This is a genomic window from Campylobacter concisus, from assembly GCF_003049735.1.
GTDB lineage: Bacteria > Campylobacterota > Campylobacteria > Campylobacterales > Campylobacteraceae > Campylobacter_A > Campylobacter_A concisus_AN.
In genome coordinates this window covers 37684-51935 of the sequence record NZ_PIRM01000002.1, presented here as the reverse complement: position 1 = coordinate 51935, position 14252 = coordinate 37684, and the positions used below count along the sequence as shown (strand labels likewise).

Below are 14252 nucleotides of genomic sequence, written 5' to 3'. Positions count from 1 at the left end.
TTAGCAGAAATTCCTAGCACAAGATACTAGGAATTTCTTATAAGATAAGGCTTAAAGCCTTGTTTTCATCTTTTCAAATTCATCTTTTATGACTTGCTCGTGAGGTTCGCTCGTCATTTTATTTATCGCATCGCCCCAGATACTTACGCTAATGATCGCTATGCAAGACGCTATGATGCCAGGTAAAATTTCATAAACATAAACGTTTAGCCCTGAAGTGATCCAAAATATTACTGTTGCACCTCCAGCTATCATACCAGCGAGTGCTCCAAGTGCACTCATGCGCTTCCAGTAAAGGCTAAAAAGTAGCACTGGTCCAAAGCTCGCTCCAAATCCAGCCCAAGCGTTTCCAACGACGTTTAGGACATTGTCTGTTGAGATAAAGGCAAGTATAGTAGCAACTATGGCTACTACTACGACAGCATAGCGACTGATCGCTGTTTGTGTATTTTGACTAATCTCTTTTTTATAGAATGCAAAGATAAAGTCCTTTGTTACCGAGCTAGATGTAACTAAAAGCTGACTTGAGATGGTACTCATTATCGCTGAAAGCACAGCTGAGATGATAATGCCTATAAAAAATGGTGGGAAAAGTAGCTCACCAAGCTTTAAAAACACCGTTTCAGGATCACTAAGACCGCCTCTTTGACTAAAGTAGACAAAACCGATAAGTCCGCTCATAATCGCACCAAGCAACCCAATGCTCATCCAGCCAATGCCGATTCTTCTTGCTTTAGCAAGCTCTTTTGAATCGCGTATCGCCATAAATCTAACAATGATATGTGGCTGACCAAAATAGCCAAATCCCCAAGCCATAAGTCCTAAAATTCCCCAAAAAGTTTGATCTCTAAATGGATTTAGGTGATTTGCATCAAGCTTGCTTATCTCTTTTATCAAATTTGTATCGCTTGGCAAGTCTAAATTTAGATATGCCACGACTGGGATCGAGACTAGGACACAAAACATCAAAAGCCCCTGAAATGCGTCAGTTATACTAACTGCTTTAAATCCACCAAAAAATGTGTAAAAGACCACAATAACAAGTGTAAAGACCGCTCCATAGGCAAATTTTAAACCAAAAAAGCTCTCAAACGTCTTGCCACCAGCGATGATACCACTACTTACATAAAGTGTGAAAAAGATCAAAATGATAAGACCAGAGATGATTCTTAAAATTTTAGTCCTATCTTTAAAGCGATTTTCTAAAAAGTCTGGTATCGTGATGCTATCACTCGCAACTTCAGTATAAATTCTAAGCCTCTTTGCTAAAAATAGATAGTTGCAGTAAGCTCCAATGATAAGACCGATTATCATCCACACATTTGCTATGCCAGTTGCGTATAATGCTCCGGGCACGCCAAGTAGCATCCAACCACTCATATCAGAAGCACCAGCACTAAGTGCAGTAACCACTGGACCCATTCGACGGTTATCTAGCAGATACTCGTTCATACTTGCATTTTTATCGTAGAAATATCGTCCGATAAAGAGCAAAAAGCCAAAATAGATGGCGATGGCTAAATAAGACCCAAAGCTCATAAATTTCCTTTCAAATTAAGATAAATGGCTTATGTTAATATAAATTTTTTTAAATTACAACATTCAGTGCCGATCCTTAAACGCTTTTAAGCAAAATGATATAAATTTTTTCGTATTATTTAAAGCCATATTTTAAAGAGAAGGACGAAGTTGAAGGCTCAAAATTTAGCTAAATTTCTATTTTTTATAATAATCGTCTCACTTGGAGCATATTTTTTCTATCCAAGAGATCTTAGTGAGGCTCAAGAGATCGCTTATATCAAAAGTTACGGAGTGACTTTAGGACTAACGATAGGCGGTATTGCCATAGGCATAACGCTTGGATTTACCTTGGCATTTATTAAATTTTTAAATATTAAAGTCTTAAATTTTATAATCGATGAATATATCGATATCTTACGTGGAACACCTGTAATACTTCAACTTTTAATATTTTCAGTTGTCATTTTTGCAACATGGAGTGATAATTTTTATGTAGCTCTCATCGCACTTGGACTAAATAGCTCTGCTTATGTGGCCGAGATCGTGCGAAGTGGCATAAACAGCGTGGATAAAGGACAAATGGAAGCGGCTCGTGCGATGGGACTAAACTACTATGTTTCGATGCGCGAGATAGTTTTTCCACAAGCTACAAAAAATATCTTGCCAGCTCTTGCAAATGAGTTTATATCACTATTTAAAGAGACATCAGTTGTGGGTTATATAAGCGTCGTTGATATCACGATGCAAAGTAAGAGCTTGCAAGCGGTCTTTTACAGCCCAGAGCCAGTCATTTTTACAGGCATTGTCTATTATGTGAGTGTTAAATTTTTTACACTTTTGACAAAACTACTTGAGAGGAGATTAAACCGCCATGATTGAGATTAAAAATTTAAACAAAAGTTATGGCGATTTGCGTGTTTTAAATGATATTAGCGTAGATATAAAAAAGGGTGAAGTTATAGCGATAATTGGTCCAAGTGGTGGTGGAAAAAGTACGTTTTTACGTTGTATAAACCGCCTTGAGGAGCCAGATAGCGGGCACATCAAGATAAATGGTGAAGATATTTTAGATAAAAAATCAGATATAAATAAAATTCGCCAAAAAGTGAGCATGGTTTTTCAGCACTTTAATCTTTTTGCAAATAAAAACGTCTTGCAAAATTTAACCCTAGCTCCAATAAAAGCTGGGATTTTGGATAAAGAAAGTGCAGAAAAAAGAGCTGATGAGTTGCTAAGAAGTGTTGGACTAAGCGATAAGAAATTCGCCTATCCACACAAGCTTTCAGGCGGACAGAAACAACGTATTGCGATCGCTAGAAGCCTAGCGATGGAGCCAGAAGTGATACTTTTTGACGAGCCGACAAGTGCGCTTGATCCTGAGATGATCGGAGAGGTGCTTGATATTATGAAAGATGTTGCTGCAAGGGGCATAACAATGCTTGTGGTGACCCATGAGATGGGCTTTGCGAGAAATGTGGCAAATAGAATTTTCTTTATGGATAAAGGCAAAATCGCAGTTGATGATACACCGAAAAATGTCTTTACAAATCCACAACATGAGCGTTTAAAAGAGTTTTTAGGCAAAATTTTAAATCATTAAAGGAGTAGAAAATGAGTAAAATTTTAAAATTTTTGATGGCAAGCTTGGTTTTATTTTTACTAGGTTGTAGCGATGACGCTAATAAAAAAAATACAGCAAATAATGCCGAAGAAGTTACTAAAAATGTAGTTTATAAAGTTGGCTCGAGCGCTGATTATCCACCTTTTGAATATCTTGATGAAAACAATAAAATTATTGGCTTTGAGATAGATTTATTAGACGAGATCACCAAAAAAACTGGGATAAAATTTGATGTTGCAAATATGAGCTTTGATGGACTGATATCAGCATTAAAAACCGGTAAAATTGATATTGCCATAAGCGGAATGAGTGCAACTGATGAGAGAAGAAAATCAGTTGATTTTACTAAGCCATATTATTTTTCAGAGAATTTATTTATCCGCAAAAAAGGCTCAGATGTAAATAAAGACAACCTTAAGGATAAGAAAATTTCAGCTCAAGTTGGCACACTTCAAGAAGAAGCAGCCAAAAGCATAACCACCAAGTCGATACCTGCTGAAAATGTAGCAGCTGCCATCATGTCACTAAACGCTGGTAAAATCGACGTTGTACTAACTGATAGTCCGATAGGGGTTGAATATTTAAAACAAAATCCAGATTTAGAAGAATTTTTAAGAGTTCCTGATGGCACGGAAGGGTTTGCAATGGCGTTTGATAAAGGCAAACACACTGAGCTTATCAAGAAGATAGACGCAGCGATCGATGAGCTGCAAAAATCTGGCGAATTTGACAAAATGCTAGATAAATATGGATTAAAGAAATAAATCTAAATACAAAATTTGCAGAGAAGCAGGAATTCTCTGCAAAAACTCACTTTTTTCTAATTTTTAAAATTTAACATCTTTTAAAAGTAAAATTAATAAAATGACTTAATTATTTTCAAGGAGAAAAAATGAAGCTTCTCAGGATGAGAACGGCATTTATTTTAAATGTGCTATTTTCTATTTGCATGTATCACAATTTTGTTAAAAAATTCCTACTATTTAATAGAGCTAAATATAAATTAAAATTTTACATAAATAGACTAATTAATATTTTTTATAAAAACAACCAAAAGTATTTTTTGTTGGTAAATTTTTAAGTATTAAAGTCGTATGACTTTATTTTTGAAGCAGATATTAAGAAAAACTAAAAGGAGAGAAAATGAATAATCTAGGTATTAAATCTAAGATTATGGCGATAGTTATCGTCAGTCTTATTGGCCTTGGTATCATGAGTGCATATATGCTAAATGGTATCTTAAAGACTCGCTCAAAAGCAGAGTTTAGTGAGAAAATCGTGGATACAATAATAAATCAAAATAATTTTATCCATGAGATGCAAAAAGAACGTGGATTTAGCTCAGGTGTGTTAGCAGGAGGGGATAATAAAAATTTATTAGAGCAGCGTAAAAAAGTAGACGCTATGCTTGATAAACTTGAGGAGAAAAATGAAATAGCTCCAGAGATAAATAGTATCCGCTCAAATGTAGATCAAAAAAGTGGCAATGATCTAATTAGTCGTATAACAAAAATTTTAAGAAAAGAGGTTATCGCTATAAATGGATATAGTGATAAGCTCGAGCCTAGCTTGGTAGATGATCTAAAGCGTATCATTATTGTCGGTGAGATAAAAGAGTCTTTTGGTATTTTGCGTGCTACTTTAAATGGGGTTTTTACTAAAAAGAGCATAAGCAAAGAGGACTACAATAAAGTAGTTGCACTAAATAGCGTTATAAATAAATTTATGCAGGATTTTGACGATTACAACCCAAAAGAATTTAGCGATGAATTTGACGCTATCGCTAGAAAAAAGGCTGATTTTATAGATGCGATGAATATTATTAAAAATGTAGTTGCTACCGAAGATGTATCTTATGATGCAGCAAGTTGGTTTTCAAAGATAAGCATTTCAATAGATGCGATGAGAGAGCTTGAACTTAAACTACTTGATAATATGCAAAAAGATGCAAGACGTATTAAGGGCGATGCAAATACCGAACTTATTATAAGTTCTATTGTGATTGCGATTTGTATTTTGCTTATGTTGCTAGTATCTACATTGATAGGTAAAAATTTGATATCTGGCATAGATCAGACTAAAAATGGCTTAGTTAGATTTTTTGACTTCTTAAATTATAAATCTAATAAGGCTGAATTTTTAGATCGTAGTGGTAGCGACGAGATCGGACAGATGAGTGCACTGATAAATGAGAATATCAAACAAATCGAGGCAAATTTATCTGAGCAAAATAATTTCATTAAAGAAGCAAATACTTTTGTAAATCAAATCGGCAAAGGTAACTACGTAGCTCAGCTTAACGCAGATACTTCAAATCCTGCACTTAGCCAGCTAAAACAAACTTTCAAAGACTTACAAATCGCACTAAAACATGCTATTGCGGAAAATGGCGATGATGTGTTAAATCTACTAGAAAGCTTTAAAAAACAAGACTTTACTAAAAGGCTTGAAGATGATGGCAAAATGGCGGTTGGTATAAATGCCCTTGGTGAAGAGATAGCCAAGATGTTAAGAGCAAATTTAGATCAAGCCCATGTGCTAGAAGAAAAGGCTGAGTCTTTAAGTCAGTCAATGAAAGAACTAACTCAAGGCGCAAATGTACAAGCAAGCTCACTTCAAGAGTCTGCTGCCGCAGTAGAGCAAATGTCAAGCTCAATGAATGCAATATCTCAAAAAACATCTGATGTTATTAGACAAAGTGATGAGATTAAAAACATCATAACTATTATTAGAGATATAGCTGATCAAACAAATTTACTAGCTCTTAATGCCGCAATAGAAGCAGCACGTGCAGGAGAGCACGGCAGAGGCTTTGCGGTTGTTGCAGATGAGGTTAGAAAACTAGCTGAAAGAACTCAAAAATCTCTAACAGAGATCGAAGCAAATACAAATGTACTAGCTCAATCAATCAATGAAATGAGTGAATCTATAAAAGAGCAAAGTGAAGGAATCAATATGATAAATCAATCAGTTGCTCAAATAGACACACTTACAAAAGAAAATGTAGTAATTGTCAATAAAGCAAATGAAGTAACATCTGATGTTGACGACATGGCTAAGGCAATAGTAAACGAAGTTAGAAAAAGTAAATTTTAATCTTTGACTTACTCTTAGAGCTCCTATTATTCTATCCCTTAAAGTAATTAAGGGATAGAACTTATCTATAAAAATTTATATGCTACTTTGCTATACGATTATTTGTAGCATTTTTCTTTTATTACGGATTTAAACAATTTTTAATAGAGAAATACTGATAATTAAGCCACTAAATCACCTTAAAGGACACTATTATGAAAAAGATCTTTGCTCTTTTACTCACAGCTTTTGTTGCTCTTTGTGCAAACGAGCTAAAATTTGGCACAGCGGCGAACTATCCGCCATTTGAATATATCGATGAAAATAACAAAATAACAGGCTTTGATATCGAGTTAATTGATGAAATTTCAAAGCGTGCAGGTTTTTCATATAAGATCATAAATATGAGTTTTGACGGCCTTATTCCAGCACTTAAAGCCGGCAAAATAAATGGCATTATAAGCGCGATGAGTGCGACTTCAGATAGATTAAAATCGATTGATTTTACAAAGCCATACTATCTAACTGAAAATCTCTACCTAAAGAAAAAAGGCAATGACGCACTAAAAGCTAAAGAAGAGCTAGCTGGCAAAAGAGTTGGCGTGCAACAAGGCACCGTCCAAGAGCTAGCAGCAAATGCTATAAATGGCGTAAAAGTAGTGCCTTCAGAAGATACTGTGCCACTTATCATGGGATTAAAAGTTGGCAAATTTGACGCAGTCATCCTTGATAGCTCTATCGGATATGGTTTTATCAAGAAAAATCAAGAACTTGAAGCATTTTTCAAAGAAGTTGATGGTAGCGAGGGCTTTTCAATAGCTTTTGATAAAGGAAAAGAGAGCGCGTTAATAGAGAAAATAAATCAAATTTTAGATGATATGAAAAAAGACGGAAGCTACGAATCTTTACTTAAAAAATACGATCTAAAATAATCTTCTAGCCTGCAAATTTGCAGGCTTATGCTAAATTCTGCTTTGTCTATCGATTAAAATTTAAAAGGAAAATAATGAGAAAAATTTTGTTGCTTTTTTGTCTAGCAATGGGTCTTTTTGCGCTTCAAAACGATAAAGATATGTTAAATGGAGAGCTAAAAAACGGGCTAAAATACTATATTAAAGAGAATAAATTTCCACAAAAAACAGCTATTTTTTATCTTGTTATAAATTCTGGTTCAACTGATGAAAAAGACGGTGAGCAAGGTCTTGCTCACTTTTTGGAGCACATGGCGTTTAATGGCAGCCGTGACTTTAGTAAAAATGAGCTCATTAAACAGCTTGAGAGCCTTGGTGTAAAATTTGGAGCTGATCTAAACGCACAGACGAGCTACGATCAGACGAGTTATGTCTTAACGATTAATGTAAATGAGAAAAATTTACAAGATACATTCAAGGTCTTTTCGAATTGGATAGATGGCGTTAAAATCGATCCTAAGGAGCTTAATAAGGAGCGTGGCGTCATCATGGAGGAAGAGCGTCAGAGAAATACGCCAGGATATAGGCTTTATTTGGCTCAAACAAAGGATATTTTTGAGGGCAGCATCTATCTAAAAAGAGTGCCAATAGGCGATATGAACGTCATCAAAAGCGTAGATGCTAAGCACATGCAAGAATTTTACGAGAGGCTTTATCAGCCAAGATTTATGAGCTTTGTCGCTGTTGGCGACTTTGATAAAAATGAGATAAAAAGCTTAATCGAAAAAAGCTTTAGCCAAGCAAAAAATACAAATTCTTACATTCATCCAGAAAAAAATATCAGCTTTAAAAGTGGTTTAAATATTTTTAACTACGACTCAAATGAAACTGGAATGGAGCTAGTTAGACTTAGCTATTTTGATAAATTTAGCCCGGTTGTAAATGAAGCTGATGCAAAGAGGAATCTAGAAGACGCACTTATCGCAAGCCTAATAAATATGCTTTATGAGCAAAAAAATGCAAATAATTCATCAAATTTAAGCACTGATTTTATAGCTCAAACACTTCAAGCAAAGCAGAAAATTTATAGTTTCGAAACAAATGTACTTGGAGGCGATTTTAACGCAAGCCTTAAAGATATGCTTGGCGTTATAAAAGGCGTTAAAGAGTTTGGCTTTAATAAAGATGATTTTACTGATGTGAAAAAGGCGTTTGTGGCAAATGTGGATGCAAAATTTAAACGCTCAAAGACTAAAAAATCAAGCGCTTACGCTGGACAAATTTTAAACATGATAGAAAACGGTGGCTTTGTGTTAAGTGATGAAGATGAAAAAGAGCTTAGTTTAAAGCTATTAAACGAGATTACATTAGCTGACGTGAATGCTAGATTTAGGCAAATTTTGGCCATTTCTGATGAGCGTGTAAGAATTTTTAGCAAAGATGGTTTTAAGCTTAGCAAAGATGAGTTTTTAAAGCTTTTTGCCAAGGCGCCTGCTTATAACACAAATCTATCCACTAATAACAACGATAAGAGTCTAGGCAATGAAAATTTAGAGCCAAAAGAGATAAGCTCAAGAAGCTTTGATGAAAAAAATGGAATTTATACCTACAAAATGCAAAATGGCTCGCAAGTTATCTTTAAGCCACTAGCTACTAAAAAAGATAGCGTTTTGTTTGCAGCCGTCAGCAAAGGAGGCACATCAAATTTGGCTGATCCAAAGCTTGGTAGCTTCGCAGTAGCGCTCACAAATGAAAGCGGCGTTGGTAAATTTAACAACTACGAGCTCTCAAAGGCACTAAATGGAAAGATCGTAAGCTATGAAAAGGGCATAGAAGCGCTTACGCAAGGCATTTATGGCTCATCAAGCACAGGCGATCTTAGCTCGTTGCTAGCTGTTATAAATTTAGAATTTAACGCTCCAAGAGCCGATGCAAACGTGCTTGAGAGGATAAAGCAAAGAGCAAAAGATGAGCTAGCTAAAGAGCAAAATTTGCCTGAATATAAATTTAGCACCGAATTTAGCAAGTTTTTTTATGAAAACAATAAACGTGTCGCGCCGCTTGAGATGGCTGATATCGATGCGTTAAAGCTAAATGAGCTAAAAGAGATCATAAAAGATAAATTTGCAAACGCAGCCTCATATACTTTTGTAATCATCGGCGATACCGACGAGCAGAGGCTTTTGCCACTTGTTAAAAAGTATATCGCCACCTTGCCAAAGCTTGGCGAGGCTGAAGAATTTAAAGACGATGGCGTGCGAAGTATCAAGGGTCAGCACACCTTTAAAAGGGAGTATCAAAGCACAAAAAGAAGCGATGTTGGCATAAATATCATAAATTCTGACGCAAAATATAGCTTTGAAGGAGCGATTAGGCTAAGGGCGTTAAGTGAAATTTTAAAAACGGCGCTCCGAGAAAAGATCAGAGAAGATAAGGGCCAAACATACGGCTTTAGCCTAAATGCCAAGCTTTCACGCTATCCTTTTGAGCATTCAGATATGCTAATTAGCTTTACTTGCGATCCTTCAAATACAGACAAGATTATCGCTGAGATAAAGCAGATAATAGCTAGCATAAAGCGTAGTGGTGCGATCTTGCCAAAGCATTTGGAGGATTTTAAAGCGCAGAGTGAAATTTCTATAAAAAAAGATTACGAAAAGCCTGAGTTTTGGCAAAAGCTCATCATCTCAAATAAAATTTTTAACACGCTACTTTATACGGCTGATGAGTATATAAGCGCGATAAAAGCCATCACAAATGACGACATCAAAGAGGCTGCTAAACTATATCTTGATGATAAAAATATGGTGATAAGTATAAATAATCCAAAGTAGAAATTTTAAGAGTCAAGCTGGCTAGCTCTTAAAATTTAAACGCGAGTAAAAATTTATTAAGATAAGCTAGCTTTTTAAATTAGTTGGCTAAATTGGCTCTTTAAATTCAAATCTAAGTAGAAATTTAAAGAGCTAAGCAGCCCCTAAAATTTCAGCCTAAAGCCAAAGCTAAGCGAGGATATCCTTTGGCTTTAGCTTGTTTAGCTTTTGCACTAGATCATCAAAGCTCGCTCCATTTTCGACCTCGCGCCTGATAAATTCCTCAAAAAACTCACGTTTTATATCTTTATCAGTGTAGGTCACGCTCTTTTTGGTAACTTGCATAGGCTTAAATTTCTCTTCTTCTATCTCTTCATCGCCATTTTCTCTAACTGGCGTAAGAGCGATATTTTGAAGCACATCAGCGATGCTCTCGCCCTTTTCATAACTTGTTTTTAGAAATTTTAAAAACTCATCTTTGCTGTTTTTATCAGTGTAGCTTACACGGTGCAACATGGGCTGACCTAAGAATTCTATACGTTTTTTATCCGAGTTTTGCTCGTAATGTAAAGCCCCGTCTTTAAAAGAAATTTTCACATTTGCATGCTCGCCAAGTATCCTTTCGGCGGTAAATTCAAGCCATTTGTCTTTAAACTCATCGATACTTATATCGGAGTCTAGCAAATTTGTAGCCTCACGGCTTAGATAAAGAGCACCAAAAGCATTATTGATTATTTTATTGTTTATGCTCATTTTGTGATCTTTGATGAACTCATCTACGCTAAAGCCGTTTTTCTCGCTAGTGATTATGGAGTTTAGTCGCCAAAGCTTCGTGCTATCAATGAAATTTTTAAGGCTAGAGATTTCATCTTTGCTCGTCTCACTATCAAGGCCATTTATCTTGCCCCAGATAGAAATTTTATCATTTGATGAGTAGCCAGAGAGCGGTAGATGCTTGATATCCGCAGTTTTGGTGGGAATTTCTACTTTATTTAAATTTGCGTTTGTGGCTTGGCGCTTACTAAAAGCGTCTTGGTAGTTAAAGCTTTGATTAAATCCATTTAGTGCGTTTATCATGTCAAATCCTTTAACACAATATCGGCAAACATATTTAAATTTTAAGTGGATTATTTTTTATTGCGGTATTTTTCAAAAATGGCGATCATTTGGTATGAGTTTTGGGCGATTTTAAATTTATTTGGATTTTTGCCAAGTAGCTCTTCTCTTAAAGAGTCGATAAATTCTCTATCTTTTTTGCAAGCCTCAAAGCTCACTCGCCCCCTAAGTACGGCCATAAATATAATATCAGCAGTCGCATTTATCATCTCAAGCATTTTTTCTTCGCTCATTTTTGTGGATTTTGCCCTTTTTAAAGCAAATATTATTCCTTTACGCTCACAAAATTTACTATTTTCACCTCTTGGCTCTCTTTGCAAGTCTCCAGCGCAGCTGCGTTTTTCACCATATGAGCGCTTTTTATATGCTCTTTTTGGCTTGCAAGATCTTCCCAAATTTCCATAAAACAGTATTCGTTTTTACCGCCCACAACCATGCCGCACTCGTAGCTTATGCAGCCTTTATCTTTTCTTGAAGCTGGCACTATCTCTTTTAAAATTTCTTCAAATTTCGCCTCACATCCAGCTTTTAACTTTACATTTACATAAAATCCAATCATCTGCCCATCCTTTAAAAATTTTTGGCTAAAATAGCGCAATTTAGACGCAAGTTTGCGTATTACATTACAAGGCCTTTAAACGATGAAATGATACAAAACCCTAAATTTATAATTTCTAAAACCAACCAAAAACAATAAATTTAACCAAAATCGGAGAGAAAATGAAAAGACGAAATTTTTTAAGATTGAGCGCATTAGGCGCGGCTAGCCTTCAAGCAAAAGAGCTTGGAAGCGCAGAGCAAGCGTTATTTGACAAGAAAAGCGGACTAAGCGCAAATAAATTTGGCCCATTTTACGTAAGAACTATCGCAGGGCGCGTGGTTGAGACCGTGCCATTTGAGGGCGATGCTTATCCAAACGAGCTAAATAACGCAGTCATTGACTACATCCAAAACGAGAGCAGAGTAAAATATCCATTTGTTAGAAAGAGCTTTTTAGCCAATCCAAACAACCCAAAGCCAGAGCTTCGTGGTAAAGAGGAATTTGTGCGTGTGAGCTGGGACGAGGCTATAAAGCTAAGTGCAAAAATTTTAAAAGAAAATTTTGATAAATACGGCGCTGAAGCGATCTATGGGCAGGTTTATCAGTGGGGTAGCCTTGGCAAAGTTGGTCACAGCCAAAAGACCGCAAAAAGGCTACTTAACGTGCTTGGCGGCTACGTAAATGAGCTAGGTGGCTACTCCTACGGCGCAGCGACTGTCATCATGCCTCACGTCACTGGCTTTGTCGATCCTGCGCTAGCGCCAACAAAGTGGGAGGCGATCTTAAAAAATGCCAAAACGATCGTATTTTGGGGCACAAACCCAGTAGTTTCAAACAAGATCGCCATTGGCGTGCCGCTTCACAACTCATATAAATACTATGATGAGATCAGAAAAAAAGGCGCGAGTGGCGAGATGAAAATTTATAGCGTCGATGTTTATCACAACGATAGCGCAAAGTACTTTGACTCAAAATACCTTGAAGTCGTGCCTTGCACCGATACGGCGATGATGATAGGTATGTGTAACTACCTTTATGAAAAAGGGCTTTACAGCAAAGAATTTATAGAAAAATACACAGTTGGCTTTGATAAATTTAAAGAGTATATGCTTGGCAAAACTGATGGGGTAAATAAAAATTTAGCTTGGGCAAGCAAAATTTGTGGTGTGAGCGAGCAGGATCTTGCTAAATTTAGCGAAGATCTAGCTAAAAATGATTCAGTGATAATTAGTGGCTACGCCATACAAAGACAAGATCACGGCGAGATGGCCTACTGGGCGCTAGTGACGCTAAATGCGATGCTTGGCCACATCGGCAAAGAGGGTTGTGGCTTTGTCACAAATGATGGCATGCACAAAAACGCTGATGAGAGCTTCATAGCACCTAAACTAGCAGCTTTTGAGACGAAGGTACCTCAAAAATTTATTGATAGCGGGCTGGTGCCAAAGACAAAGGGCTACGAAATGCCAAACTCAAGGCTAATAGATGCACTTCTTAAGCCAGGCAAAGAGATAACAAGAAATGGCAAGAGCTATAAACTGCCAAAGATCAGAGTGATGTTTAACGCAAATGGCTCGACTTTCACAAGGCATCCTGACGCAAATAGAGCGATAAAAGCTATGCGAAACGTTAATGCTATCATCACTTGCGAGCCGTTTTGGACAAGTACAGCTAAATTTAGCGACATCGTCTTGCCAGCTGCGCTTGAATACGAGCGAACAGACATCGAAATGGCAAACTCAACGAGCGAGTATCTATTTGCGATGAAGCCACTTGTTAAACCATTTGGCGAGAGCAAAAGTGACTTCGAGATCGCAAGGCTGATCACCAAAGAGTGGGGCAGAGAAGAGGCATTTAGTGAGGGTAAAAGCGAACTAGAGTGGGTCAAAGAAATTTACGAAGATGCCGTTAAAAAGGCTGCTGAGCTTGGGTATGAGAGCATGCCTAGCTTTGAGGAATTTTGGGAGAAGGGATACTTTAGATTTGACAAGATCGATGAGAAAAAACGCTACTTTACAAACTATAAGAAATTCCGCGACGATCCAGTGGCAAATCCGCTAAAAACGCCATCTGGCAAGATAGAAATTTACTCTGAGACGGTCGCTGGCTTTGGCTACGACGACTGCCCACCGCATGCAGCTTGGCTTGAGCCGTTTGAGTGGCTGGGTGCAAAAAATAAAAAATATCCTATCGCAATTAGCGGCGCGCACTCTAAATTTAGGCTTCACTCACAGCTAAACAACTCTGTGCTTCGCAACTTTAACGAGATCGCAGAGCGTGAGCCAGTACTTATAAATCCAAAAACAGCCGAGGCTAGAGGAATAAAGATGGGCGACGTGGTACGTGTGTTTAACGACAGGGGCGAAATTTTGTGCGGTGCCTTTGTGACCGAGGATGTACCACAAAATGTCGTAATAGTAAGCGAAGGTGCTTGGTACGACCCTGAAAAACCGGGCGAAAAGAGCCTTTGCTTGCACGGAAATTTAAATGTGCTCACAAAAGACGTGCCATCAAGCAAGATGAGCCAGAGCAACACCGCTCACACAAGCCTTGTGAATGTCGAGAAATTTAAAGGCGTGCCAAAGCGTGTAACTGCATTTGACGCACCAAAGATCGGCGTAATGCACACATAAAATAAAAGCTATCCTTAAATG

At 37.0% G+C, this 14252-nt stretch carries 11 protein-coding genes and 1 pseudogene; 8 read left to right on the top strand and 4 right to left on the bottom strand.

What is annotated here, in order from left to right:
• Positions 1 to 51: 51 nt before the first annotated feature.
• Positions 52 to 1539 (bottom strand): sodium/proline symporter PutP, encoded by a 1488-nt coding sequence (gene putP / locus CVS97_RS04565; protein WP_107785235.1) that lies wholly within the window; start codon positions 1537 to 1539, stop codon positions 52 to 54.
• A 150-nt stretch (positions 1540 to 1689) separates the two neighbouring features.
• On the opposite strand from putP, the gene CVS97_RS04560 reads away from it, so the two are divergent.
• The 7 genes and pseudogenes from CVS97_RS04560 (at position 1690) to CVS97_RS04530 (ending at position 9962) form a co-directional block, all read left to right on the top strand.
• Positions 1690 to 2400, top strand: a complete 711-nt coding sequence (locus CVS97_RS04560; protein WP_021091602.1) for an amino acid ABC transporter permease — start codon at positions 1690 to 1692, stop codon at positions 2398 to 2400.
• The gene (locus CVS97_RS04555; RefSeq protein ID WP_021091800.1) at positions 2393 to 3121 is read left to right on the top strand and encodes an amino acid ABC transporter ATP-binding protein; all 729 of its coding nucleotides are present in this window, start codon (positions 2393 to 2395) and stop codon (positions 3119 to 3121) included. Before CVS97_RS04560 ends, CVS97_RS04555 begins: the two co-directional genes overlap by 8 nt.
• An 11-nt stretch (positions 3122 to 3132) precedes the next feature.
• The gene (locus CVS97_RS04550; RefSeq protein ID WP_107785234.1) at positions 3133 to 3906 is read left to right on the top strand and encodes a transporter substrate-binding domain-containing protein; all 774 of its coding nucleotides are present in this window, start codon (positions 3133 to 3135) and stop codon (positions 3904 to 3906) included.
• 379 nt (positions 3907 to 4285) lie between these two features.
• Positions 4286 to 5071: pseudogene (locus CVS97_RS09650) on the top strand (nitrate- and nitrite sensing domain-containing protein); the annotation flags it as partial.
• The gene (locus CVS97_RS09645; protein ID WP_374188098.1) at positions 5045 to 6238 is read left to right on the top strand and encodes a methyl-accepting chemotaxis protein; all 1194 of its coding nucleotides are present in this window, start codon (positions 5045 to 5047) and stop codon (positions 6236 to 6238) included. The pseudogene CVS97_RS09650 and the gene CVS97_RS09645, both read left to right, overlap by 27 nt.
• Positions 6239 to 6432: 194 nt before the next feature.
• Positions 6433 to 7149, top strand: a complete 717-nt coding sequence (locus CVS97_RS04535; RefSeq protein ID WP_107785231.1) for a transporter substrate-binding domain-containing protein — start codon at positions 6433 to 6435, stop codon at positions 7147 to 7149.
• A 74-nt stretch (positions 7150 to 7223) separates the two neighbouring features.
• A complete protein-coding gene (locus CVS97_RS04530; protein ID WP_107785230.1) occupies positions 7224 to 9962 on the top strand; it encodes a M16 family metallopeptidase in 2739 nt (912 codons plus the stop codon).
• Positions 9963 to 10130: 168 nt separating this feature from the next.
• Here the strand turns inward: CVS97_RS04530 and CVS97_RS04525 are convergent, their stop codons facing one another.
• Genes CVS97_RS04525 through CVS97_RS04515 form a run of 3 tightly spaced genes read right to left on the bottom strand, consistent with a single transcriptional unit; the run spans position 10131 to position 11616 of the window.
• Entirely contained in the window at positions 10131 to 11018 is an 888-nt protein-coding gene (locus CVS97_RS04525; RefSeq protein ID WP_107785229.1) for a hypothetical protein, read from the bottom strand.
• 50 nt (positions 11019 to 11068) lie between these two features.
• The gene (locus CVS97_RS04520) at positions 11069 to 11290 is read right to left on the bottom strand and encodes a hypothetical protein (protein ID WP_021091847.1); all 222 of its coding nucleotides are present in this window, start codon (positions 11288 to 11290) and stop codon (positions 11069 to 11071) included.
• A 32-nt stretch (positions 11291 to 11322) separates the two neighbouring features.
• A complete protein-coding gene (locus CVS97_RS04515) occupies positions 11323 to 11616 on the bottom strand; it encodes a putative quinol monooxygenase (RefSeq protein ID WP_107785228.1) in 294 nt (97 codons plus the stop codon).
• A gap of 161 nt (positions 11617 to 11777) precedes the next feature.
• Between CVS97_RS04515 and CVS97_RS04510 the strand changes: the two genes are divergently transcribed.
• Positions 11778 to 14231 carry a molybdopterin-dependent oxidoreductase gene (locus tag CVS97_RS04510; RefSeq protein WP_107785227.1) on the top strand — a complete coding sequence of 818 codons (2454 nt, stop codon included), beginning with the start codon at positions 11778 to 11780 and terminating at the stop codon, positions 14229 to 14231.
• Positions 14232 to 14252 lie beyond the last annotated feature (21 nt).

Excerpts from the sequence above, each read along its gene's own strand:
- putP (WP_107785235.1), bottom strand. The coding sequence starts at position 1,539 with ATGAGCTTTGGGTCTTATTTAGCCATCGCCATCTATTTTGGCTTTTTG.
- CVS97_RS04555 (WP_021091800.1), top strand. The coding sequence starts at position 2,393 with ATGATTGAGATTAAAAATTTAAACAAAAGTTATGGCGATTTGCGTGTT.
- CVS97_RS04550 (WP_107785234.1), top strand. The coding sequence starts at position 3,133 with ATGAGTAAAATTTTAAAATTTTTGATGGCAAGCTTGGTTTTATTTTTA.
- CVS97_RS09645 (WP_374188098.1), top strand. The coding sequence starts at position 5,045 with ATGAGAGAGCTTGAACTTAAACTACTTGATAATATGCAAAAAGATGCA.
- CVS97_RS04535 (WP_107785231.1), top strand. The coding sequence starts at position 6,433 with ATGAAAAAGATCTTTGCTCTTTTACTCACAGCTTTTGTTGCTCTTTGT.
- CVS97_RS04530 (WP_107785230.1), top strand. The coding sequence starts at position 7,224 with ATGAGAAAAATTTTGTTGCTTTTTTGTCTAGCAATGGGTCTTTTTGCG.
- CVS97_RS04525 (WP_107785229.1), bottom strand. The coding sequence starts at position 11,018 with ATGATAAACGCACTAAATGGATTTAATCAAAGCTTTAACTACCAAGAC.
- CVS97_RS04520 (WP_021091847.1), bottom strand. The coding sequence starts at position 11,290 with ATGAGCGAAGAAAAAATGCTTGAGATGATAAATGCGACTGCTGATATT.
- CVS97_RS04515 (WP_107785228.1), bottom strand. The coding sequence starts at position 11,616 with ATGATTGGATTTTATGTAAATGTAAAGTTAAAAGCTGGATGTGAGGCG.
- CVS97_RS04510 (WP_107785227.1), top strand. The coding sequence starts at position 11,778 with ATGAAAAGACGAAATTTTTTAAGATTGAGCGCATTAGGCGCGGCTAGC.